18 protein-coding genes, 1 tRNA gene and 1 other RNA gene are annotated in these 21,863 nt (G+C 70.6%); 17 read left to right on the top strand and 3 right to left on the bottom strand.

The window, feature by feature from the left end; all coding sequences use genetic code 11:
* Positions 1-47 precede the first annotated feature (47 nt).
* The 5 genes from EL288_RS17000 to EL288_RS16980 all read left to right on the top strand — a co-directional run bounded on the left by EL288_RS17000 (position 48) and on the right by EL288_RS16980 (position 3,568).
* Entirely contained in the window at positions 48-935 is an 888-nt protein-coding gene (locus tag EL288_RS17000) for a LysR substrate-binding domain-containing protein (RefSeq protein WP_003809552.1), read from the top strand.
* A 37-nt stretch (positions 936-972) separates the two neighbouring features.
* On the top strand, positions 973-1,905 hold the full coding sequence (xerD, locus tag EL288_RS16995) for a site-specific tyrosine recombinase XerD (RefSeq protein ID WP_003809554.1): 933 nt from the start codon (positions 973-975) through the stop codon (positions 1,903-1,905).
* A gap of 13 nt (positions 1,906-1,918) precedes the next feature.
* A complete protein-coding gene (ybaK, locus tag EL288_RS16990) occupies positions 1,919-2,407 on the top strand; it encodes a Cys-tRNA(Pro) deacylase (RefSeq protein WP_003809557.1) in 489 nt (162 codons plus the stop codon).
* 119 nt (positions 2,408-2,526) lie between these two features.
* Entirely contained in the window at positions 2,527-3,105 is a 579-nt protein-coding gene (locus EL288_RS16985) for a DJ-1/PfpI family protein (protein ID WP_010930417.1), read from the top strand.
* 94 nt (positions 3,106-3,199) lie between these two features.
* The gene (locus tag EL288_RS16980) at positions 3,200-3,568 is read left to right on the top strand and encodes a ribbon-helix-helix domain-containing protein (protein ID WP_010930418.1); all 369 of its coding nucleotides are present in this window, start codon (positions 3,200-3,202) and stop codon (positions 3,566-3,568) included.
* Between the two features lie 6 nt (positions 3,569-3,574).
* Here the strand turns inward: EL288_RS16980 and pbpG are convergent, their stop codons facing one another.
* Together pbpG and EL288_RS16970 are read right to left on the bottom strand one after the other, a co-directional pair.
* A complete protein-coding gene (gene pbpG, locus EL288_RS16975; RefSeq protein ID WP_033459180.1) occupies positions 3,575-4,702 on the bottom strand; it encodes a D-alanyl-D-alanine endopeptidase in 1,128 nt (375 codons plus the stop codon).
* 413 nt (positions 4,703-5,115) lie between these two features.
* A tRNA-Arg gene (locus EL288_RS16970) sits at positions 5,116-5,190 on the bottom strand.
* 246 nt (positions 5,191-5,436) lie between these two features.
* Between EL288_RS16970 and EL288_RS16965 the strand changes: the two genes are divergently transcribed.
* The 12 genes from EL288_RS16965 (at position 5,437) to EL288_RS16915 (ending at position 20,816) form a co-directional block, all read left to right on the top strand.
* Positions 5,437-6,639, top strand: a complete 1,203-nt coding sequence (locus EL288_RS16965) for an MFS transporter (protein WP_015064284.1) — start codon at positions 5,437-5,439, stop codon at positions 6,637-6,639.
* 35 nt (positions 6,640-6,674) lie between these two features.
* A complete protein-coding gene (locus tag EL288_RS24355) occupies positions 6,675-6,821 on the top strand; it encodes a hypothetical protein (protein WP_004568212.1) in 147 nt (48 codons plus the stop codon).
* A 21-nt stretch (positions 6,822-6,842) separates the two neighbouring features.
* Positions 6,843-9,503, top strand: a complete 2,661-nt coding sequence (locus EL288_RS16960; RefSeq protein ID WP_033459179.1) for a PD-(D/E)XK nuclease family protein — start codon at positions 6,843-6,845, stop codon at positions 9,501-9,503.
* A gap of 12 nt (positions 9,504-9,515) precedes the next feature.
* Positions 9,516-12,920, top strand: a complete 3,405-nt coding sequence (locus EL288_RS16955) for a UvrD-helicase domain-containing protein (RefSeq protein WP_033459178.1) — start codon at positions 9,516-9,518, stop codon at positions 12,918-12,920.
* Positions 12,921-13,359: 439 nt separating this feature from the next.
* Positions 13,360-13,457, top strand: an RNA gene (gene ffs / locus EL288_RS16950) — signal recognition particle sRNA small type.
* Between the two features lie 166 nt (positions 13,458-13,623).
* Positions 13,624-15,714: a DNA polymerase III subunit gamma/tau gene (locus EL288_RS16945; protein ID WP_033449003.1), complete on the top strand. Its 2,091-nt coding sequence runs from the start codon at positions 13,624-13,626 to the stop codon at positions 15,712-15,714.
* Positions 15,715-15,760: 46 nt separating this feature from the next.
* A complete protein-coding gene (locus EL288_RS16940) occupies positions 15,761-16,087 on the top strand; it encodes a YbaB/EbfC family nucleoid-associated protein (protein ID WP_003809572.1) in 327 nt (108 codons plus the stop codon).
* A 49-nt stretch (positions 16,088-16,136) separates the two neighbouring features.
* Positions 16,137-16,745, top strand: a complete 609-nt coding sequence (gene recR, locus EL288_RS16935; protein ID WP_003809574.1) for a recombination mediator RecR — start codon at positions 16,137-16,139, stop codon at positions 16,743-16,745.
* 74 nt (positions 16,746-16,819) lie between these two features.
* Positions 16,820-18,070, top strand: a complete 1,251-nt coding sequence (locus EL288_RS16930; protein ID WP_126621992.1) for a CaiB/BaiF CoA transferase family protein — start codon at positions 16,820-16,822, stop codon at positions 18,068-18,070.
* A gap of 105 nt (positions 18,071-18,175) precedes the next feature.
* Entirely contained in the window at positions 18,176-19,216 is a 1,041-nt protein-coding gene (locus EL288_RS16925) for an ABC transporter substrate-binding protein (protein ID WP_003809579.1), read from the top strand.
* The gene (locus tag EL288_RS16920) at positions 19,209-20,018 is read left to right on the top strand and encodes an ABC transporter ATP-binding protein (RefSeq protein ID WP_004568207.1); all 810 of its coding nucleotides are present in this window, start codon (positions 19,209-19,211) and stop codon (positions 20,016-20,018) included. The genes EL288_RS16925 and EL288_RS16920 overlap by 8 nt, the downstream gene beginning before the upstream one ends.
* Positions 20,019-20,021: 3 nt before the next feature.
* Complete coding sequence (locus tag EL288_RS16915; protein ID WP_003809582.1) at positions 20,022-20,816, top strand: ABC transporter permease; 795 nt, start codon at positions 20,022-20,024, stop codon at positions 20,814-20,816.
* A 41-nt stretch (positions 20,817-20,857) separates the two neighbouring features.
* On the opposite strand, the gene tal is transcribed toward EL288_RS16915, so the two are convergent.
* Positions 20,858-21,820 (bottom strand): transaldolase, encoded by a 963-nt coding sequence (gene tal, locus EL288_RS16910; RefSeq protein WP_033458552.1) that lies wholly within the window; start codon positions 21,818-21,820, stop codon positions 20,858-20,860.
* Between the last annotated feature and the right edge of the window lie 43 nt (positions 21,821-21,863).

Raw genomic sequence — 21,863 nt, 5'->3', positions numbered from 1 at the left:
ACCAAGCGCCGGCCTTTTTCGGCGACCGGCTTCCAGGACAGAGCCCAATGCGTAACGGTATCCCTAATTTGAGCGCCTTGCAGGCCTTCGAGGCCACGGCGCGGCTGGGCAGCTTCTCGCGCGCCGCCGAAGAGCTGTCGCTGACGCACAGCGCGGTCTATCGCCAGGTGGCCAGCCTGGAGGACCGCCTGGGCGTGCAGCTGTTCACGCGCGTGCGCCGCCGCATCGTGCTGACCGACCACGGCGCCGAGTATGCCGGACGCATCCGCCACCACCTGGACCAGATCGAGAAGGACACGTTCGGGCTGGTCAGCCGCACGGGCATGGGCCGCAGCATCCACATCGCGGTGGTGCCCACGCTGGCCACCACCTGGCTGATCCCACGCCTGGCCGATTTCCAGCGCGTCCAGCCCGACATCACCGTCAGCCTGTCGGTGCGCACGCTGCCGTTCCAGTTCAAGGACCAGCCCTTCGACGGCGCGCTCTACCATGGCGACGGCATCTGGCCGGGCACGCAGGGGGTACTGCTGTTTCCCGAGCGCGAACTGGTGCCGGTGTGCGCGCCGGAGCTGGCCGAGCGCGCGCCCGGGCGCGACGACGGCGCGCTGGGCGGCATGATGCACCTGCATCTGTATTCGCGTCCGGACGCCTGGCGCCAGTGGTACGCCGCCAACCAGTACGCCTACGGGCCGCAGGCCGCCGGCGGCCCGCGCTACGACTTGTTCACCATGATGCTGGCCGCGGTGCAGGCCGGACTGGGCGTGGGGCTGATGCCGCGCTTCCTGGTGCAGGACGCGCTGGACGCCGGCACGCTGGTGATGCCCGTGCCGCAGGCGCTGTCGGTCAGCCAGGGCTACTACTTCGGCTATCCGCAGCGCAGCGAGCGCTCCGGCGCGCTCAAGGCCTTCGAGGTGTGGCTCAAGAGCGCGGTATGACGCCGCCGGCCAGGATGCCCCTGCGTACAATGCCGCCATGAGTTCCTCCGCCCCGCTGGCCTCGCAGGCTGACCTCGACGCTTTCATCGATGCCGTCTGGCTGGAGGACGGCCTGGCCGCCAACACGCTGGCGGCCTACCGGCGCGACCTGAGCGCGTTCGCGCAATGGCTGGAGAACCCCGCCTGCCATCCGGGCCTGGCCACCGGCGCCAGCCTGCGCGAGGCGGGCAAGGGCGACATCGAGGCCTGGTTCGCCGCGCGCCACGCGGAAAGCCGCGCCACCACGGCCAACCGGCGGCTGGCGGCGCTGCGGCGCTTCTACGCCTGGGCATTGCGCGAGCGTCTGACCCCGAGCGATCCCTGCCTGACGCTGGTCACCGCCAAGCAGCCGCCGCGCCTGCCCAAGACCCTGTCCGAGGCGCAGGTCGACGCGCTGCTGCAGGCGCCGGACCTGGACACCGCGCGCGGCCTGCGCGATCGCGCCATGCTCGAAACCCTGTACGCCACCGGATTGCGGGTGTCCGAGCTGGTCTCGGTCAAGGCGCTGGACGTCAGCCTCAACGAAGGCGTGGTGCGGGTCGTCATGGGCAAGGGGGGCAAGGACCGCCTGGTGCCGCTGGGCGCCGAAGCCGCGCACTGGATCGAGCGCTATGCCGGCAGCGCCCGCCCGGAGCTGCTGGGCGCGCGCGTGGCCGATGCGCTGTTCGTGACGGCGCGCGCCGAGCCGATGTCGCGCCAGGCCTTCTGGCAGCTCGTCAAGAAATACGCGCTGGCGGCCGATATCCGCGCGCCGCTGTCGCCGCACGTGCTGCGCCATGCGTTCGCCACGCATCTGCTCAATCACGGCGCCGACCTGCGCGTGGTGCAGATGCTGCTGGGCCATGCCGACATTTCCACCACCCAGATCTACACGCATGTGGCGCGCGAACGCCTGAAGGCGCTGCATGCCGCCCATCATCCGCGCGCCTGAGCGTCCATCCGCCATGAGCAAGAACCGCCACGTTTCCGAAACGCCCGCCACCCAGCTGCTGCGCCAGCGCAAGGTGGCGTTCACCGAACATACCTACGATTACGTCGACCATGGCGGCGCCGGCGAGGCGGCGCGCCAGCTGGGCCTGGATCCGCACGCCGTGGTCAAGACGCTCATCATGGAAGACGAGGGCGGCCATCCGCTGGTGGTGCTGATGCACGGCGATCGCGAGGTGTCCACCAAGAACCTGGCGCGCCAGGCCGGCCTGAAAAAGGTCGCGCCATGCCAGCCCGAGGTGGCGCAGCGCCACTCCGGCTACCAGGTCGGCGGCACCTCGCCCTTCGGCACGCGCAAGCGCATGCCGGTGTGGGTCGAGGCCAGCGTGCTGGATTTTCCGCAGATCTACGTCAATGGCGGGCGCCGCGGCTACCTGGTCGGCATCGCGCCGCAGGCGCTGGTCGACCTGCTGGGCGCGCGCGCCGTGCAGGTGGCCTTGCCGTAACGGCGCCGCATCCGGGCGCGGTATCCCCTTACCACCCGCGCCGGCGCGCGCGCGTCCACAATCGTCGCATGACCAGGCCGGCGCGTTACGGCGGCCGGCTCCTTTCCATGGAGACGACGATGAGCAAGAAGCTGCTGATGCTGGTGGGCGATTACGCCGAGGACTATGAAACCATGGTGCCGTTCCAGACGCTGCTGGCGGTCGGGCACACGGTGCATGCCGTCTGCCCCGACAAGAAGGCGGGCGACACGGTCGCCACGGCCATCCACGACTTCGAGGGCGCGCAGACCTACAGCGAAAAGCGCGGCCACAATTTCACCCTCAACCATGACTTCGCCAAGGTCGAGCCGCAGCACTACGACGGGTTGGTGATTCCCGGGGGCAGGGCGCCCGAGTACCTGCGCCTGGACGAGCGGGTGCTGGACATCGTGCGCCACTTCGACCAGGCCGGCAAGCCCATCGCCGCCGTCTGCCATGGCGCGCAATTGCTGGCCGCCGCGGGCATCCTGCAGGGGCGCACCTGCTCGGCCTATCCGGCCTGCGCGCCCGAGGTGCGGCTGGCCGGCGGGACCTACGCCGAGATCGGCATCGACCAGGCCCATACCGACGGCAACCTGGTCACCGCCCCGGCATGGCCCGCGCATCCGGCATGGCTGGCGCAGTTCCTGGCGGTGCTGGGCACCCGCATTTCGCACTGACCCCAATACGGGCGGCCGGCGCGCGCTTGTCGCCTGCCGGCCGCTGGCCGTACAGTGGGGGGTGTCATGCACCAACCGCGTGCCGGGGATCCTCATGTGCGAAATCTTCATCCGCGCCAACCAGCGCTCGTATTCCGTGCAGGCCCGTTCGCTGCGCCTGCACGGGGTGGCCACCAGCGTGCGGCTGGAGCAATTGTTCTGGGACGTGCTGGAGGAAATCGCCGCGCGCGACGGCATGCGCGTCACGCAGCTGATCGAGCGGCTGTACGACGAACTGGTGCAGTATCGCGGCGAGGCCGCCAACTTCACGTCGTTCCTGCGCGTGTGCTGCCTGCGCTACCAGGTGCTGCAGGCCGAGGGCCGCATTCCGGCCGATGCCACGGTGCCGATCCGGTCGCTGGATGCGCAGGCCGTATTGCGCGGCCTGCCCGCCAACCTCTACGACAGCCGGCCGCTGGGCTAGCGGTATTCAGAGCATCGCCACATCGTTTTGCACGATGCGGCGTATGCGCACGGCATCGCCGATGCGCGACAGCTTGCCTTGCGAATCCAGCAGCACGATGGCCATGTCGCGGCCATTGATGCGCGCCAGCATGACCAGGCATTCGCCGGCCTCGTTGATGAAGCCGGTCTTCGAGACCTTGATGTCCCAGTCGGGCTTGCGCACCAGCAGGTTGGTGTTGCGGAACGTCTGGGTGCGGTTGTTGATCTCGACCTCGTACTCGGTGTCGGTCGAATAGCGGTGGATCAGCGGGCGCTGCGAGGCGGCGCGCAGCATGCGGGCCAGGTCGCGCGGCGAGGACACGTTCTCGCTGGACAGGCCGGTGGGCTCGACGAAGCGCGTGTTCAGCATGCCCAGCGAACGCGCCTTGGCGTTCATGGCGGCGACGAAGGCCGGCATGCCGCCCGGATAGTTGCGGCCCAGCGCGTGGGCGGCGCGGTTTTCCGAGGACATCAGCGCCAGGTGCAGCATGTCGCCGCGGCTGAGCACCGTGCCCACGCGCAGGCGCGAAGTGGTGTGCTTGAGCGTATCGACATCATCGTCGGTGATCTCGATCATCTCGTCCATCGGCAGGTTGGCGTCCACCACCACCAGGGCTGTCATCAGCTTGGAGATCGAGGCGATCGGGCGCACCACGTTTTCGTTCTTGGCGAACAGCACCGTGGAGGTTTCCAGGTCCTGTACGTAGGCGGTGCTGGAACGCAGCGCGGCCGCTTCGGCGGCCGGGGAGGCCGCCGCCGGCGGCATGGCGGCCGTGGCCGCGGCGCTGGCGCGCGCGGTGCGCGTGCGGGCGCGGATGGTCGATTTGCGCGTGTTGCCCTTCTTGGCGCTGGCGGTTTTCTTGCTGCTGGCGGATTTCTTCTTGGCGGTGCTGGCGGATTTCTTGCTGGAGGCGGTCTTGGCGGGGGCTTTCTTGGCCGAGGCCTTCTTGGCCGAGGCCTTCTTGGCCTGCTGGGACTTGCAGGCGGCCGACTTGGCGTTGGTCCTGCACGGGTCGGCTTTGGCGGCGTGCGCGGCGTAGGGAAGCAGCGCGCCTATCGCCAGCGCCAGGGGCGCCAATGCTCTCGCTACCGCGCGCGTCCAGTGAAATGCCATGATGTAAGCAAACCTTGTCTGGCTGTATGGGATTGTTGCAATCGCCGGATTTGGTCGGGACGGAAAAAATCCAGGCGAATTAGGGAGTTACGCGCCAAATTTAAACAGCAATTTGAACTGGTGCGCAAGAGTTTGCGTGAATTAAATTTAGGGACGTATTGTCGGCCATCCTGGCCGCGGAGTATCGCCGCGCGCCGACGTCGCAGCGTATACCGGTTTTCCCTGCAATTGGCTGAACGGCGCGGCGCGGGAGGTGCCGGTCGCGGCGGGGATGGATACGACGGGATGCCTGTCCCCGCGGGGACAGGCACCAGGAGTACGGCGTGCGGCAGTGTGCCTGTCCCCGCGGAAACAGGCACACGCACGGGCAGGCGCCAGTCCTCATGCGGGACAGGCACGCCGGGAAAAGGGGCTGGCCTCGCCGGGTGGAATCGAACCACCAATTGACCCTTAGGAGGGGCCGGTTATATCCATTTAACTACGGCGAGACAGGCGGGCAGCGCGAGGCCGCGGATGCGCGTGCGCGCATCGGTGCGCTGGCCGAGCAGGATTCTAGCACCTTGGCGGACGTGGCCGGCGCTTGCACGGCGCCTGGCGAAACGGCTGGCGAGCAGTGCGGATGGCGGACGGTATCGGGGTATTCCTCGATGGCATCGCGAGGATTTGTATATGATCGCGGATCCGCCCCCGCCGCGGGGCGACCGATTACTACCTCCGAAGGCAGACGACGTTCCATGTCGACATCCGAGAAACCCTCCCTGCGCATCCTGTTCATCGGCACCGGCGTGGTGCTGCTGGCCATGGGGGTGCGCGCCACGTTCGGGTTGTTCATGCAGCCCATGGGCCTGGCGCACGGCTGGGGGCGCGAAGTGTTCTCGATGGCGTTCGCCTTGCAGAACCTGGTCTGGGGCGCCGCCTGTATCGGCATGGGCATCCTGGCCGACCGCTACGGATCGGGCCGCACCATCGTGCTGGGCGCCGTGCTGTATGCGCTGGGCATGATAGGCACGCGTTTCGCCACCGACGAGGCCACCCTGTACCTGACGGCCGGGGTGCTGGTGGGGCTGGGCCAGGCGGGGACCACCTTCCCCGTGATCCTGCCGGTGGTGGCGCGCTCGGTGCCGGCGGCCTATCGCAGCACGGCCATGGGCATCGCCAGCGCAGGCGGTTCGCTGGGCCAGTTCCTGGTGGTGCCGGCCGGGCAGCAGCTGATTACCGGGCTGGACTGGCCCGGCGCGTTGTGGGTGCTGTCGCTGCTGGTGGCCGTGGGCGCGCCCCTGGCGTATTTCCTGCGCGGCAAGCCCGGCGTGCACGGCGGCGTGCAGCAATCGCTGGGCGCGGCGGTGCGCCAGGCGATGGCGCATCCGTCGTTCCACTTCCTGTCGTGGAGCTATTTCGTCTGCGGCTTTCACACCGCGTTCATCACGCTGCACCTGCCGGCCTACGTGGTCGACGCCGGCATGAAGGCCAGCCATGGCGCCACCGCCATCGCGCTGATCGGCCTGTGCAACGTGATCGGCTCGTTCTATGCCGGCAAGCTGGGCGGGGTCTACAGCAAGCGTCTGCTGCTGGCCGCGATCTACGGTTTGCGCGCCTTCGGCATGCTGTTGCTGCTGGCCGTGCCGCTGACGCCGCTGGTGCTGTATATATTCGCCGGCTGGATGGGGCTGTTCTGGCTGGGCACGGTGCCGCTCACGCAAGGCCTGATCGGGCAGATCTACGGGCTGCGCTATGCGGCGACGCTGTCGGGCATCGCCTTCCTGGGTCACCAGGTCGGCAGCTTCATCGGCGTGTGGATGGGCGGGGCCGTGTATGCGCGCACGGGCAACTACGATCTGGTATGGTGGACGGGCGTGGCCCTGGCGGTCGTCGCGGCGCTGCTGTGCCTGCCGGTGCGCGAGCAGCCGCTGGCGCAGCCCGCCGCGGCGCGCGCCTGAGCCACGGAGTTTCCGCAACCGTACTGCTTGCCGCCATGCCTACGTCCGTTTCCGTTTCGCGCCGCTGGCGCATTGCCGGCTGGCTGGTCCTGTCGGCCGTGCTGGCCCTGGGATTCTGGAGCTACCTGAGCCCCGACATGGCCATCAACTGGGAAAACATCGCCGCGCTGTGCGGCTTCTAGGCCGCGCGCCGCCCTGGGCCCATGTCGGACGACTTCCGCACTGATTTTCCATCCTGCACGTTGCGCGATCTCGGCGAACTGCCCGCGATCGACACGCTGGTGCTGACCGTCAACAACAGGCTCTCGCGCCGGCTCACGCTGGACCTGGCCGCGCAGCTGCGCAGCGAACGCCAGGTCAGCGAGCTGCCGCGCATCATGCCGCTGTCGGCCTGGCTGGCCGATTGCGCCGCCGAGCTCGCGTTCGACGAGCGCTACGAAGTGCCGGCCTACCGTCTGTCCAGCTTCGCGACCCAATTGGTGTGGCGCGAAGCGATCCGCCTGGAAGAGGCCGATCGCGCGCTGCTGGACGCCGACCAGGCCGCGCGGCTGGCGCTGGACGCGGACCTGCTGGTCGACGAGTGGCAGGCGCATGTGCCGGCCGGCGCCGAGACCGACGAGTACCGCGGGTTCTCGCGCTGGCGCGCGCGCTATCGCGCCATGCTCGGCGAGCTGGACGCCGAGGATGCCAACCAGGGCTACGAGCGCGTGCTCGAAGCGCTGCGGCAGGGCGCCTTGCGCGCGCCGCGCCATGTGGCGCTGGCGGGCTTCGTCGATATCTCGCCGCGCTTCGCGCGCCTGCTGCGCGCGCTGGCCGATGGCGGCGCCGACGTGGTGGCGTGGCGCGACGCCGTGCGCGAGCCGGCTTGGCCGCAACGCTTCGAGGCCGCCGATCGCGGCGCCGAATGGCGCGCGGCGGCGCGCTGGGCGGCCGACCGCCTGCGCGCCGATCCGCGCGGCCGCTACGCCATCGTGTCGCCGCAGCTGGAGGCCGAGGCGCCGTTCGCGCGCCGCGTGCTGGGCCAGGCGCTGGCCGGCCAGGACGCGCCCTTGCCCTTCAACGTGGCGGTGGGCCGGGCGCTGGACGAGTGGCCGGCGGTGCGCGCGGCCCTGGCCTGGCTGGCGCTGCTGGCCGAGGTGGCCGCGCGCGGCGCGGCTGAGCCCGCGCTGTTCGGCGCGGCCCTGCTGGCCGGCCATTGCGCCGGCGACCTGCAGGAAGGGCCGCGCCATGCGGCGCTCGATGCGCGCTGGCGCCGCCAGGCGCTGGCCCATGTGGGGCCGGCCGACTGGCAGCGCGGCCTGGAGGAGTGTCCGCGCCTGGCCGAGGGGTGGTCGCAGGCCATGGCAATCTGGCAAGCCGGCCAGCGCAGCGATACCTGCGACGCCTGGGCGCCGCGCTTGAAGGCCGCCCTGACCGCGCTGGGCTTTCCGGGCGAACGCGCGCTCGACAGCGTGGCCTATCAGGTCATGGGGGCGCTGGGCGACCTGCTGGCCGAATTCACGGCGCTGGCGCCGGCCGCCGGCCGCCTGGATGGGCGCGCCGCGGTGCGCCTGCTGGCCAGTGCGGCGCGCGCCGGCTCTTTCCAGCCGCAGCGCGATCCGTCGGCGCGGCTGGACGTGCTGGGCCTGCTCGAGGCCGAGGGCGGCGCCTGGGATGGCATCTGGGTGCTGGGCCTGACCGACGACGTCCTGCCGGCCTCGCCCAAGCCCAATCCCCTGCTGCCGCTGGCCGTGCTGCGCCAGGTCGGCGCGCCGCGCGCCACGCCCGAGCGCGAGCGCGAGTGGGCCGAAGGCATGTTCATGGCCTTGCGCCGCTGCGCGCCGGAGATGATCGCCAGCCACGCCGCCATGGACGGCGAGCGCGAGCTGCGGCCCTCGCCGCTGATCGCGCGCGCGGCGCCGGCCGATTGGCAGCCCGGCGCCGACGCGCAAGCCGCCGTGCTGGAGCAGGAGATCCTGGACGACAGCCAGGGGCCGCCGCTGCAGGCCGAGCGGCAAAGCCGCGGCGGCCTGGACGTGCTGGATACCCAGGCGCGCAATCCCTTGTGGGCCTTCGTGCGCCATCGCCTGGGCGGACGCGCCATGGCGCCCTATGCCGACGCGGCCACGGTCAGCGTGCGCGGCCAGTTCCTGCACCGCGCGCTCGAACTGGTGTGGCGCATGCTGCCCGACCAGGAGGCCTTGCACGCCGCGATGGCCGAAGGCCGTCTGGCGGCGCTGGTCGAGCAGGCCATCGGCGAGGCGGCGCGTACCGAACTGGCCGGCTATCCGGCGGCGCTGCGCGAACTCGAGTGCGCGCGCGCGGCCGCGGTGCTGGCCAACTGGTTCGACAGCGAGGCGCAGCGCCAGCCGTTCGAGGTGGCGCAGATCGAACAGGAGCACAGCTGGCAGCGCGGCGCGCTGGCGCTCAAGGTGCGGCTGGACCGCATGGATCGCCTGGCCGACGGCCGCGCGCTCATCGTCGACTACAAGACCGGCGCGGCGCCGGGCCGGCCCGAATCCGATTGGGCGCGGGCGCGCCCGGTCAACCTGCAGTTGCCGTTCTACGCCTCGGTACTGGCCGATGGCGCGGACACCGAGGTGGCCGGACTGATGCTGGCGCAGATCCATGCGCGCCAGGTCAGCGCGCAAGGCCTGGCGGCCGACGACCTGGGCATCGAAGGCGTCACGCCGGTCGAGCAGAGCAAGGCGTTCGAGGGGCAGCCATGGCCGCGCATCCTGCAGCGCTGGCGCGCGGCGGTCGAGATGCTGGCCGACGAATACGCCAATGGATACGCGGCCAACGTGGCGCTGCGCCAGGACGACCTGAAGTTCTGCGACGCGATGCCGTTCCTGCGCCTGCACCTGGACGACGAGGATGCCTGAGGGCCGCCAGCCATGACCGAACCCGAACGCTTGCCGCATGACCACGCCGCGCGCCGCCAGGCGCTGGACCCATCGCGCTCGTTCCTGGTGCAGGCGCCGGCGGGTTCGGGCAAGACCGAACTGCTGACCGACCGCATTCTCGCCTTGCTGGCCACCGTGACGCGGCCCGAGGAAATCGTCGCCATCACTTTCACGCGCAAGGCTGCCTCCGAGATGCACGCGCGCGTGCTGCACAAGCTGAGCCTGGGCGCCGGCGAGCCGCCGCGCTCGGCGCACGAGCGGCGCAGCTGGGAACTGGCGCGCGCCGCCCTGGCGCGCGACCAGGAGCAGGGCTGGCACCTGCTCGATCACCCGGCGCGGCTGGCCATCCGCACCATCGACTCGTTCTGCGCCGGCCTGGTGCGCGGCATGCCCTGGCTGTCGGAACTGGGCGGCATGCCCGATATCGCCGACGATGCGCGCGCGCACTACGAGGCGGCGGCGCGCGCCACGCTGGAACTGGCCGACGAGCACGACGCGGTGCGCGCCTTGCTGGCGCACCTGGACGTCGACGTGCAGGCCGCCAAGGAAGCCATCGCCGCGATGCTGGGCCAGCGCGACCAATGGATGCCGTTGCTGCAGTTCGGGCTGGACCGCGATGGCCTGGAAGCGTCGCTGGCCGAGGCGCTCGAACACGAGCTGGACAGCCTGTGCGGGCAATTGCCGCGCGGCTGGAGCCAGGCCTTGTGCGGGCCGGCGCGCCTGGCCGCGGCGGCGCTGGCGGGCAGCGGCGATGCGCGGCTGGCGGCCTTGCAGGATTGGGACGCTCCCTTGCCGCCCATGGCCGAGGCGCTGGACCAATGGCGCGCGCTGGCGCATCTGCTGCTGACCGGCACGGGCGCCTTGCGCAGCCCCAAGGGTGTGAACAAGAACCTGGGGTTTCCGGCCGGTTGCGACCACAAGGAGCCGTTCACTGCCTGGCTGGCCGCCTGCGATGGCGGCGCGCCCTGGGTGCGCGCGCTGGCGGCGGTGCGCGACATGCCCGATGCGCATTTCTCGGACGCGCAATGGGATGTGCTGAGCGCGCAGCTGACCACGCTGGCGCTGTCGGTGGCGCAGCTGCGCGTGCAGTTCGCGCGGGCCGGCGAAGTCGACTTCATCGAGATCGCCCAGCGCGCGGCCTACGCGCTGGGCAGCGGCGACGATCCCGGCGAATTGCTGCTCAAGCTGGACGCGTCGATCCGCCATCTGCTGATCGACGAATTCCAGGACACCAGCCAGGGCCAGATCGACCTGTTGGCCACGCTGACCGCCGGCTGGCAGGACGGCGATGGCCGCACGCTGTTCCTGGTGGGCGACCCGATGCAGTCCATCTACCGTTTCCGCAAGGCCGAGGTCGGCCTGTTCCTGCAGGTGGCCGAGCAGGGCGTGGGCCAGATCCGGCCGGGCTTTCTGCAGCTGACCGACAACTTCCGTTCGCAGGGCGGCGTGGTGGATTGGGTCAACCGCGTGTTCGCGCAATTGCTGCCGCGCGCCAATGACGCGGATTCCGGCGCCATTGCCTACAGCCCCTCGACCGCGTTCCACGAGACGGCGCCGGGCGAGGCGGTGCGGTTCCACCCCGCCTGGGAATGCGGCGACGCCGCCAGCGCCGAGAGGCAGGCCGAGGACATCGCGGTCGGCCTGGTGCGCGCGGCGTTGGCCGAGCACGAAGGCAGCCGCCATCCCGTCGCGATCCTGGTGCGCGCCCGCAGCCACCTGGGCAGCCTGACGCGCCGCCTGGCGCAGGAAGGAATTCCCTGCCGCGCCGTCGAGCTGGTGCCGCTGGGGCTGCGGCCCGTGGTGGCCGACCTGGTGCAGCTGGCGCGCGCGCTGGCGCATCCGGCCGACCGGCTGGCCTGGCTGTCGGTGCTGCGCGCGCCATGGTGCGGCCTGACCCTGACTTCACTGCAACGCCTGTTCGGCGCCGATCAACAGACGCCGGTGCCCACGCTGCTCGAACGCGCGCTGCGCGGCGCGGCGCGCTCCGAGGGCGGGCAGGGCAGCCTGTTCGATGCGCCGGCGCCGGGCTGCCTGGCCGAGCAGGCGCTGGCGCCCGACGAGTACCGGCGCCTGCGCGCCGTGGCGGCGATCCTGCTGGATCGCGCCAATGACGCCGGCCTGCTGCCGCTGGCCGCCTGGCTGGAGCAATTGTGGCGGCGCCTGGGCGGGCCTGGCCTGTATCCGGGATCCAGCGCGGCCAGCGATGCCGAAAGCCTGTTCCAGCTGATCGAGCGGCTGGCGCCGCACGGCGGACTGGACGCCGGCTTGCTGGACACCGCGGTGGCGCGCCTGTTCGCCGCGCCGCAGGCCACCGGCGAGCAGGGCACGGTCGAGATCATGACCATGCACAAATCCAAGGGGCTGCAGTTCGATACCGTCATCCTGTACGGCCTGCATCGGGCGCCGCGCGGCGACCAGGCGCCGCTGGTGCGTTTCGAGCAAAGCGGGGGCAGGGTGCTGCTCGGTCCGATCAAGCCGCGCGCCGAAACCGAGGCCGACCCGGTGTCGCGCTACCTGGGCGCGCGCGAGGCGCGCCGCGCCGCCTACGAAACCGACCGCCTGCTTTACGTGGCGGCCACGCGCGCGCGCCAGCGCCTGCATCTGGTGGCGCACGTGGCGGTCGACGCGGCCAGCGGCCAGGCCCGCACGCCCGCGTCGGCCAGCCTGCTGGGCCGGCTGTGGCCGCACCTGCCGGTGCCGCAGCCGCCCGACGTGGCGCAAGACCAGGCGGCGGCCACGGGCGAGCAGCCGGCGCTCGTGGGCGAGCCGCTGCGCCGCCTGGCCGGCGCCGGGCTGGCGAGCCTGGCGGCCCGGACCTTGCCGCGCGAGGCCGCGGCGGGCGCGTACGGCGGCGGGCAAGGCGCCGAGCATCCGTCCTGGCAACTGGAAGCGGGCTATGACGCGGCGGTCGGCACGCTGGCGCATGCCTGGCTGGCGCGCATCGGCGGCGACGGCCCGCAGCACTGGTCGGCCGATGCGCTGGCCGTACGCCTGCCGGCCATGCGGCGCCAGCTGACCCGCGCCGGCATCCCGGCCGGCCAGGCCGACGCCGCCGCGCAGGCCGTGCTGGATACGCTGCAGTCCACGCTGGACGACGAGCGCGGCCGCTGGCTGCTCGGCCAGGCCCGCGCGCGCCGCGAATGGCCCCTCATCGACGCCGCCGGCCGCGTATCGGTCATCGACCTGGCGCTGAGCACCGAAGATGGCTGGCTCATCGTCGACTACAAAACCGGCCGTCCGCACGAGTACGAGACGCCCGAACAATTCGCGATCCGCATGCGCCAGCGCCATGGCGAGCAACTGATGCGCTACTGCGCCCAGGTCACCGCCCTGGACGGCCGCCCCGCCCGCGCCGCCCTCTACTTCCCCCGCGCACGCGCCTGGATCGACCTGTAGAGTCGGGAGCCAGTCCTTGCGGCGGCAGATACCGTCCTGGCAGGCTAGCGTTCGTGGCGTATGGCGGTGTGCCTGTCCCCGTGGGGACAGGCACGCGCACGGGCAGGCGGCACCCGCACGGGCGGGCGCCAGTCCTCATGCGGGACAGGCGCCCTTTGCCGGAGGTGCCGCTCCCCGCACGGTGACAGGCGCCGGAGTGGATCACGGCGCAAGGCCGCGCCATCCCCGCCAGGGGATAGGCGCAGGCCGCCCCAAGCAGCACCCCACCGTAGCCAGACGCACAAACCGTCGCTCCACACTACCCTCCCACCACCCCCTCCCCCTCGGGGGGAGGGCTGGGGAGGGGGCCCACCCCCTTGCCCCGACGGCCCGACCGGACCCTGATGGGTCCGGTCGGGCCGGGGCCCGCCAGCTACGCATTCTGTTAGAATGCGTAGCTGGCGGGCCCCTTCGCATGGTTCGGCGGTGAATCTGGTCAGGTCGGGAACGAAGCAGCCATAGTCGTTCAGAACCAGTGCCGGAGTAAGGCTCGCCTACCGGTATCCCTGAAAGGGGCGCCGTGACCGGAATGTATCGCGATCCAGGCGGATCGCATCATTCCTGGTTGCGGCGCCCCTTTTGCATTCCGGCGGGCGCGTTCGCGCGCCGGTCAGTGAACCAGCGCGCCGTGCCGGGCGCGCGCAACTGGCTCTACAATCCGCCCATGACTTATCTGGTACTGGCCCGCAAGTGGCGCCCGCGATCCTTCGATACCCTGATCGGGCAGGATCACGTGGTGCGCGCCCTCACGCACGCGCTGGACACGCAGCGCCTGCATCATGCCTGGCTGTTCACCGGTACGCGCGGGGTCGGCAAGACCACCCTGTCGCGCATCCTGGCCAAGTCGCTCAATTGCGAGAACGGCATCACGTCCAAGCCTTGCGGCCAATGCCGCGCCTGCACCGAAATCGATGCGGGCCGCTTCGTCGACTACCTCGAGCTCGATGCCGCCTCCAACCGCGGCGTCGAGGAAATGACCCAGCTGCTCGAGCAGGCGGTCTACGCGCCGGGGGCTGGCCGCTTCAAGGTCTACATGATCGACGAAGTGCACATGCTGACCGGGCATGCCTTCAACGCCATGCTCAAGACGCTGGAAGAGCCGCCGCCGCACGTCAAGTTCATCCTGGCGACCACCGACCCGCAGAAAATCCCGGTCACGGTGTTGTCGCGCTGCCTGCAGTTCAATCTCAAGCAGATGCCGCCCGATGCGATCGTGGGGCATCTGCAGGCGGTGCTGGGCGAAGAGCAGATCGGCTTCGAAGTGCCGGCGCTGCGCCTGATCGGCCAGGCGGCCGGCGGTTCCATGCGCGACGCGCTGTCGCTGACCGACCAGGCCATTGCCTATAGCGCCGGCAACCTCAGCGAAGAAGCGGTGCGCGGCATGCTGGGCACGATCGACCAGCGCCATCTGGTACGCCTGCTGGATGCGCTGGCCTCGGGCGACGCCGCCGGGGTGCTGGCGGTGGCCGATGAGCTGGCGGTGCGCGGCCTGTCGTATGCCGGCGCGCTGGCCGACCTGGCGGTGCTGTTGTCGCGGGTGGCCATCGAGCAGCGCGTGCGCGGCGCCTTGCCGCAGGACGATCCGCTGACCGAGGACATTACGCGCCTGGCCGCCGCCCTGCATCCCGATGCGGTGCAGCTGTTCTATTCGGTGGCCGTGCACAGCCGTGGCGAGCTGACGCTGTCGCCCGACGAGTACGCCGGTTTCGTGATGGCCTGCCTGCGCATGCTGGCGCTCAATGGCGAGGCCGGCCCGGCAACGGCCGTGCAGGCGCCGCGCGCCGACACGACGCCGCGGGCCGCGGCGCCCGCCGCGGCGGCGCCGGCCGAAACCCGGCCCGAACCAACGCCTGCGCTTGCGCCGCAGGCCGCCGCGGCCCCGCGCGCCGTAGCCCGATCCGAATCAAAGCCGCAGCCCGCGTCCGAGCCTGAACCCGAGCCTGAACCCGAGCCTGAGCCAGCGTCCCGGCCCGCGGCCACGCCGGTTGCGGCGACGCCGCCGGCTGTCGCCGAACCCGAACCCGTGGCGGCGCCGACGGTCCAGGCCCGCGCCGCCGAGCCCGCGCCAGTGCCGCCCTGGGAGGACCTGCCCGAGGCCGTGGCCGCCCCCGCGCCGGCCCAGCCCGCGGCCGCGCCGGCGCCGGTCGTGGCGGACGACGACGGTCCGCCGGCCTGGGTCGACGAGGCCATTCCCGACGAGGCTGGCGGCGGCTTCGCGCCCGAGCACAGCTTCACCGCCGATCCGGACGACGAATTCGAAACGCTGGCGCCCGCGCCCGCGGCCATGCCGGCGCCACGGGCGCCGACGCCACGCCGCGAATCCGGCGGCCGTGGCCGCGCGGCGCGGTCGCGCCTTGCGGACATGTCGCCGGCCGGCTGGCCCGAGCTGGCTGCGCGCTTGCCGGTCACCGGCCTTGCCGCCGAACTGGCGCGCCAGAGCGAGTGGGCCGGCGTGCAGGGCGACGCGGTGTTGTTGCGCGTGGCCGTGCGCACGCTGGCCGAAAGCGAAAGCCGCGTGCGCCTGCAGACTGTGCTGTGCGAACATTTCGGCCAGGGCCTGCGGCTGGAGATCGAAGTTGGCGTCACCGGAGACGGCACCGCGCATGCGGTGGCCCAGATCGAACGCGCGGCGCGCCAGCAGGCCGCCGAAGACGCGGTGGCGGTCGATCCCTTCGTGCAGGCGCTGGTCGCCGATTTCGGCGGCCGCGTCGTGCCCGGCTCGATCCGCCATGTAGACAATCCGCCGGCCGCCTGAGCGGCGCCGGCCAGACTCAATCCCCTAATCCGAGGAAGCATCGATCATGATGAAAGGACAACTCGCCGGCCTGATGCGCCAGGCGCAGCAAATGCAGGAAAACATGAAGAAGGCGCAGGACGCGCTGGCCGAGATCCAGGTCGAGGGCGCCGCGGGCGGCGGCCTGGTCAAGGTCACCATGACCTGCCGCCATGACGTCAAGCGGGTGGCCATCGACCCCAGCCTGCTGGGCGAGGACAAGGACATGCTCGAAGACCTGGTGGCCGCGGCGTTCAACGACGCGCTGCGCAAGGCCGAGGCCACTTCGCAGGAAAAAATGGCGTCGGTGACCGCCGGCATGCCGCTGCCCCCGGGCATGAAGCTGCCGTTCTGATAGCGCCTTGGCGGTCCGCCGGGCCGCCGGGCGCGCTGCTGTCTGCGCGATGGATCCCCAACTCCCCGAACCCGAACCGCTGATCGCCCTGATCGAGGCGTTGCGCCGCCTGCCTGGCGTGGGCGTGCGCTCGGCCCGCCGCATGGCCTATCACCTGCTGCAGCACGACCTGCAGGGGGCCGACATGCTGGGCCGCGCGCTTTCCGGCGCCGTGCAGCACCTGCGCCATTGCGCGCGCTGCAACAGCTTTACCGAAGACGAGGTCTGCGCGACCTGTGCCAATCCCAAGCGCGATCCCGGCCTGCTGTGCATCGTCGAGACGCCGGCGGACCAGAACATGATCGAGTCCAGCCACGGCTACCGCGGGCTGTACTACGTGCTGATGGGACGCATCGCGCCGCTGGAAGGGGTGGGACCGCGCGAGCTCGACTTCCAGCGCGTCATCGAGCGCGCCTGCGACGGCGTGGTCCAGGAAGTCATCCTGGCCACCAATTTCACCGCCGAGGGCGAGACGACGGCCCACTTCCTGGGCGATGCCCTGAGCGAGCGCGGCCTGAAAGTCACCCGGCTGGCGCGCGGCGTGCCGGCCGGCAGCGAGCTCGAGTATGTCGATGCCGGCACCATTGCCTGGGCCTTGATGGAGCGCCGTTCGACCTAGCCGCCGCCTGACCCGCGCCGCCGGGCGCGCAACCGAGGCGGCGCAAGACCGCCCCCTACGAGGAAGACAGTCTCATGTCCGCGCTGAAAGGACTCAAGGTGCTGGAGCTGGGCACGCTGATCGCCGGGCCGTTCGCGGCCCGCATGTTCGGCGAGTTCGGCGCCGAGGTCATCAAGGTGGAGACCCCGCACGGCCCCGATGGCACGGGCGGCGGCGATCCGATCCGCAGCTGGCGCCACCTGCACCGGGGCGATTCGCTGTGGTGGACCGTGCAGGCGCGCAACAAGCAGTCCATCGCCCTCAACCTGAAGAAGCCGCGCGCGCAGGAGATCGCGCGCAGGCTGGCCCTGGAGGCCGACGTCGTGGTCGAGAACTACCGGCCCGGCGTGCTGGAGAAATGGGGGTTGGGCTACGAGCAGCTGCGCGCCATCAACCCGGCCACCATCATGGTGCGCCTGTCGGGCTATGGCCAGACCGGGCCGCTGCGCGACCTGCCGGGCTTCGGCGCGATCGGCGAGTCCATGGGCGGGCTGCGCTATGTCTCGGGCCATCCCGACCGTCCGCCGGTGCGGGTGGGCATCTCGATCGGCGATTCGCTGGCCGCGCTGCACGGCGTGATCGGCGCGCTGATGGCGCTGCGCCATCGCGACGCTACCGGCGGGCGCTGGAACGGCGCCACCGGCGAGCAATGCCAGGCCGGCCAGGGCCAGATGGTCGACGTGGCGCTGTACGAGTCGGTCTTCAACATGATGGAAAGCCTGGTGCCCGAATACGACGTGGCCGGCGTGGTGCGCGAGCGCACCGGCGGCGCGCTGCCGGGCATCGTGCCGTCGAACACCTACACCACGCGCGATGGGCAGAACATCGTCATCGCCGGCAATGGCGACGCCATCTTCCATCGCCTCATGCTGGCGATCGGACGCAGCGACCTGGCGCACGACCCGCAGCTCGAGCGCAACGACGGGCGGGCGCGGCGCGCCACCGAGATCGACAGCGCCATCCAGCGCTGGTGCGACACCCACACCATCGAGCAGGCGCTGGCCACGCTGCGCGCCGCCGATGTGCCGGTGGGCAAGATCTACAGCGTGGCCGATATGTTCACCGATCCGCAGTTCCTCGCACGCGGCATGATCGAGCAGCATCACTTCCCCGATGGCTCGCCGGTCAAGCTGCCGGCGGTGGTGCCCAAGCTGTCGGAAACCCCCGGCGGCACGCGCTGGCTGGGGCCGCGCTTAGGGGAACATACCGAGGAAGTCCTGAGGTCGCTGGGGTATGATGCAGCGGCGATTGCCGAGCTGGCGCAGACCGGGGCAATCGGGCGCTGAGCGCCCGTCGCGGCCGCGCGGGCGGCTGCCCGAAACCGCAGCAACCAGGAGATCGGCCGCGCCTGGGGCACACCGCCCGCGGGCGGCCCCATAGGAGACGAAAGCATGTCAGTCACCCGTCGTGAACTGCTCAAGCTGGCCGGCGCCGCCGGCGCGATGAGCCTGGCGCCCGCGATCGTGCGCGCCCAGAAGCTGGAAAAGGCCAAGGTCCAGATCGCCGTGGGCGGCAAGCCGCTGATCTACTACCTGCCGCTTACCATCGCCGAGGTCAAGGGCTTCTTCAAGGACGAGGGCCTGGACGTCAGCATCGCCGACTTCGCCGGCGGCTCCAAGGCCTTGCAGGCCGTGGTCGGCGGCAGCGCCGACGTGGTTTCGGGCGCCTTCGAGCATACGCTGAGCCTGCAGGCCAAGGGCCAGTTCTACCGCGCTTTCGCGCTGCAGGGCCGCGCGCCCATGATAGGCGTGGGCGTGTCCAAGAAGAACCTGCCCGGCTACAAGGGCCCGGCCGACCTCAAGGGCAGGAAGATCGGCGTGACCGCGCCCGGATCCTCGACCAACATGGTGGTCAACTTCTTCCTGGCCAAGCATGGCCTGAAGGCTTCGGACGTCTCGTTCATCGGCGTGGGCGCCGGCGCCGGCGCGGTCACCGCGCTGCGCAGCGGCCAGATCGACGCGATCTCCAACACCGACCCGGTGGTGTCCATGCTGGAGACCAGCGGCGACATCCAGATCATCGTCGACACCCGCACGCTCAAGGACACCAAGGAGATTTTCGGCGGCAACATGCCGGCCGGCTGCCTGTACGCGCCGCAGGCCTTCGTCGACGCCAACCCGAACACCGCCCAGGCGCTGACCAACGCCATCGTGCGCGCCGACAAGTGGATCCAGAAGGCCGGCGCCGACGAGATCGCCAAGGCCGTGCCCGAAGGCTATCTGCTGGGCGACCCGGCCGTCTACAAGGCCGCCATCGGCAAGAGCATGGAAGGCCTGTCGCCCGACGGCGTGATTCCCGAGGACGGCGCGGCCACCGCGCTCAAGGCGCTGGCCGCCTTCGTGCCCGATTTCGATGCCGCCAAGGTCGATCCCGCCAAGGCCTGGACCAACGAGTACACCCGCCGCGCCAACGAGAAGTACCCCAATGGCTGAAGCCGCGCTGTCGCTGGAAGGCATTACCTGCACGTTCATCGCGCGCGAGGACCGCAGCCGGCGTTACACCGCGGTGCAGGACACCAGCCTGGCGGTCGCGCCGGGCGAATTCGTGTCCGTGGTGGGGCCCACCGGCTGCGGCAAGTCCACGCTGCTCAACGTGGGCGCCGGCCTGCTGGCGCCGTCCTCGGGCACGGTGCGCGTGTTCGGCCAGGCGCTGGCCGGCATCAACGAGCGGGCCGGCTACATGTTCCAGGGCGAGGCGCTGCTGCCGTGGCGCAGCGCGCTGGAGAACGTGGTGGCCGGCCTGGATTTCGCCGGCGTGCCGCGCGCCGAGGCCGACGAGCGCGGCCGCGAGTGGATGCGCAGGGTAGGGCTGGGCGGCTTCGAGACGCGCTACCCGCACCAGATGTCGGGCGGGATGCGCAAGCGCGTCATGCTGGCCCAGACGCTGATCCGCGATCCCGACATCATTCTCATGGACGAGCCGTTCTCGGCCCTGGACATCCAGACCCGCCAGCTGATGGAGAACGAAGTGCTGGACCTCTGGATGGCCAAGCGCAAGGCCGTGCTGTTCATCACGCACGACCTGGACGAGGCCATCGCCATGAGCGACCGGGTGATCGTGCTGTCGGCCGGCCCGGGCACGCATCCCATCGGCGAGTTCGCCATCGACCTGCCGCGGCCGCGCGACGTGGCCGAGGTCCGCACCCATCCGCGCTTCGTCGAACTGCATGCCGCCATCTGGGGCGTGCTGCGCGAGGAAGTGCTCAAGGGTTATGCCCAGCAGAAGCGAGCCTGAACCATGTCCAAGCTGATCAAGCCGGGCTCGCTGAGCCTACGTTTCTGGCAACTGCTGCTGTTCGTCGTCATCCTGCTGGTCTGGCACGCGGCCTCGCGCGATCCCAAGGTGGCGTTCTTCTTCGGCGAGCCGCTGAAGGTATGGGGGCGCATATGGGCCTGGTTCGTCTCCAACGGCGATATCTATGGCCATCTGTGGGTGACGCTGTCCGAGACCGTGCTGGCGTTTTTCATCGGCACCGTGAGCGGACTGGGCTTCGGCCTGTGGCTGGGCCTGTCGCCCGGCGCCAGCGCCATTCTCGATCCCTACATCAAGGCGGCCAACTCGATGCCGCGCGTCATCCTCGCGCCCATCTTCGGCATGTGGTTCGGGCTGGGCATCTGGTCCAAGGTGGCGCTGGCGGTGACGCTGGTGTTCTTCATCGTCTTCTTCAACGTCTACCAGGGCGTGCGCGAAGTCAGCCCGACGCTGCTGGACAACGCCCGCATGCTGGGCGCGCGCCGGCGCCAGCTGCTGCGCCACGTCTACCTGCCGTCGGCCACCAGCTGGGTGTTTTCCAGCCTGCACACCTCGGTGGGCCTGGCCTTCGTGGGCGCCGTGGTGGGCGAATACCTGGGCTCGGCCAGCGGGGTGGGGTACCTGATCCTGCAGGCAGAGGGCACTTTCGATGTGAACACGGTTTTCGCCGGCATCGTGGTGCTGACCGCCTTCGCGCTGCTGCTCGACTACGTGGTGGGGATGGGCGAGAAACGCCTCATGAAGTGGCAGCCCAAGTCGGGCGAAACCGAAAAACTCTAGCCGGCGGCGCGGGCATGCCCATGCCCGCGCGCCGCATCGGGCTAGGCCGCGCCGTGCGATTCGACCAGCGCGTCCAGCTTGCGCGCATCGGCCACGAACAGGCGGATGCCCTCGGACAGTTTCTCGCTGGCCATCGCGTCTTCGTTGAGCTGCGTACGGAACGCCACCTCGCCGCCATCCAGGCGGACCGCGTCGGCGTCGTCATGGCCGGCCTGTGGCGACAGCGCGGCGGGCACCTCGCCCTCGGTCTGCGACAGCCGGGTCAGCAGTTCCGGGCTGATCGTCAGCAGGTCGCAGCCGGCCAGCGCCAGGATCTGGTCCACGTTGCGGAAGCTGGCGCCCATGATCTCGGTCTCGATGCCGAAGCGCTTGTAATAGCGATAGATGCGGCTGACCGATTGCACGCCCGGATCGTTGGCGCCGCGGCGCGCATCCTCGACCCACTCGGCGCCGGCGTTCTTCTTGTGCCAGTCGTAGATGCGGCCGACGAACGGCGAGATCAGCTGCACGCCGGCGTCGGCGCAGGCCGCCGCCTGCGGCAGGCAGAACAGCAGCGTCAGGTTGCAGCGGATGCCCTCGGCCTGCAGCACGCGCGCGGCCTGGATGCCCTCCCAGGTGGAGGCGATCTTGATCAGCACCCGCTCGCGCGGCACGCCGGCCGCCTGGTACAGGGCGATCAGGCCGCGGGCGCGCTCGACCGTGGCGCGCGTGTCGAAGGACAGGCGCGCATCCACCTCGGTGGAGACCCGGCCCGGCACGATATCGAGGATCTGGCGGCCGAACGCGACCAGCAGGCGGTCGGTGATCTCGGCCGGCGAGGCGCCCTGGTGCGCGCGCGCCGTCTGGACCAGCAGCGGCCGGTACGCCTCCTGCTGCACGGCCTTGAGGATCAGCGAGGGGTTGGTGGTGGCGTCGGTGGGGCGCAGCGCACGCATCGCTTCGAAATCGCCGGTATCGGCAACGACAACGGTATGGCGGCGCAACGCTTCGAGTTGGCTGGGCATAAGGCGAATCTGAGCGGACAATGAGTGGCGGAATCCCTAGGGT

Source organism: Bordetella bronchiseptica (assembly GCF_900636925.1).
Taxonomy (GTDB): domain Bacteria; phylum Pseudomonadota; class Gammaproteobacteria; order Burkholderiales; family Burkholderiaceae_B; genus Bordetella; species Bordetella pertussis.
Note: the sequence above shows the minus strand (reverse complement) of the source record. Positions and strands in the feature narration are given on the sequence as shown.

What these genes read in the sequence shown, in the direction of transcription:
- EL288_RS17000 (WP_003809552.1), top strand. Translation starts at nt 48, where the DNA reads ATGCGTAACGGTATCCCTAATTTGAGCGCCTTGCAGGCCTTCGAGGCC.
- xerD (WP_003809554.1), top strand. Translation starts at nt 973, where the DNA reads ATGAGTTCCTCCGCCCCGCTGGCCTCGCAGGCTGACCTCGACGCTTTC.
- ybaK (WP_003809557.1), top strand. Translation starts at nt 1,919, where the DNA reads ATGAGCAAGAACCGCCACGTTTCCGAAACGCCCGCCACCCAGCTGCTG.
- EL288_RS16985 (WP_010930417.1), top strand. Translation starts at nt 2,527, where the DNA reads ATGAGCAAGAAGCTGCTGATGCTGGTGGGCGATTACGCCGAGGACTAT.
- EL288_RS16980 (WP_010930418.1), top strand. Translation starts at nt 3,200, where the DNA reads ATGTGCGAAATCTTCATCCGCGCCAACCAGCGCTCGTATTCCGTGCAG.
- pbpG (WP_033459180.1), bottom strand. Translation starts at nt 4,702, where the DNA reads ATGGCATTTCACTGGACGCGCGCGGTAGCGAGAGCATTGGCGCCCCTG.
- EL288_RS16965 (WP_015064284.1), top strand. Translation starts at nt 5,437, where the DNA reads ATGTCGACATCCGAGAAACCCTCCCTGCGCATCCTGTTCATCGGCACC.
- EL288_RS24355 (WP_004568212.1), top strand. Translation starts at nt 6,675, where the DNA reads ATGCCTACGTCCGTTTCCGTTTCGCGCCGCTGGCGCATTGCCGGCTGG.
- EL288_RS16960 (WP_033459179.1), top strand. Translation starts at nt 6,843, where the DNA reads ATGTCGGACGACTTCCGCACTGATTTTCCATCCTGCACGTTGCGCGAT.
- EL288_RS16955 (WP_033459178.1), top strand. Translation starts at nt 9,516, where the DNA reads ATGACCGAACCCGAACGCTTGCCGCATGACCACGCCGCGCGCCGCCAG.
- EL288_RS16945 (WP_033449003.1), top strand. Translation starts at nt 13,624, where the DNA reads ATGACTTATCTGGTACTGGCCCGCAAGTGGCGCCCGCGATCCTTCGAT.
- EL288_RS16940 (WP_003809572.1), top strand. Translation starts at nt 15,761, where the DNA reads ATGATGAAAGGACAACTCGCCGGCCTGATGCGCCAGGCGCAGCAAATG.
- recR (WP_003809574.1), top strand. Translation starts at nt 16,137, where the DNA reads ATGGATCCCCAACTCCCCGAACCCGAACCGCTGATCGCCCTGATCGAG.
- EL288_RS16930 (WP_126621992.1), top strand. Translation starts at nt 16,820, where the DNA reads ATGTCCGCGCTGAAAGGACTCAAGGTGCTGGAGCTGGGCACGCTGATC.
- EL288_RS16925 (WP_003809579.1), top strand. Translation starts at nt 18,176, where the DNA reads ATGTCAGTCACCCGTCGTGAACTGCTCAAGCTGGCCGGCGCCGCCGGC.
- EL288_RS16920 (WP_004568207.1), top strand. Translation starts at nt 19,209, where the DNA reads ATGGCTGAAGCCGCGCTGTCGCTGGAAGGCATTACCTGCACGTTCATC.
- EL288_RS16915 (WP_003809582.1), top strand. Translation starts at nt 20,022, where the DNA reads ATGTCCAAGCTGATCAAGCCGGGCTCGCTGAGCCTACGTTTCTGGCAA.
- tal (WP_033458552.1), bottom strand. Translation starts at nt 21,820, where the DNA reads ATGCCCAGCCAACTCGAAGCGTTGCGCCGCCATACCGTTGTCGTTGCC.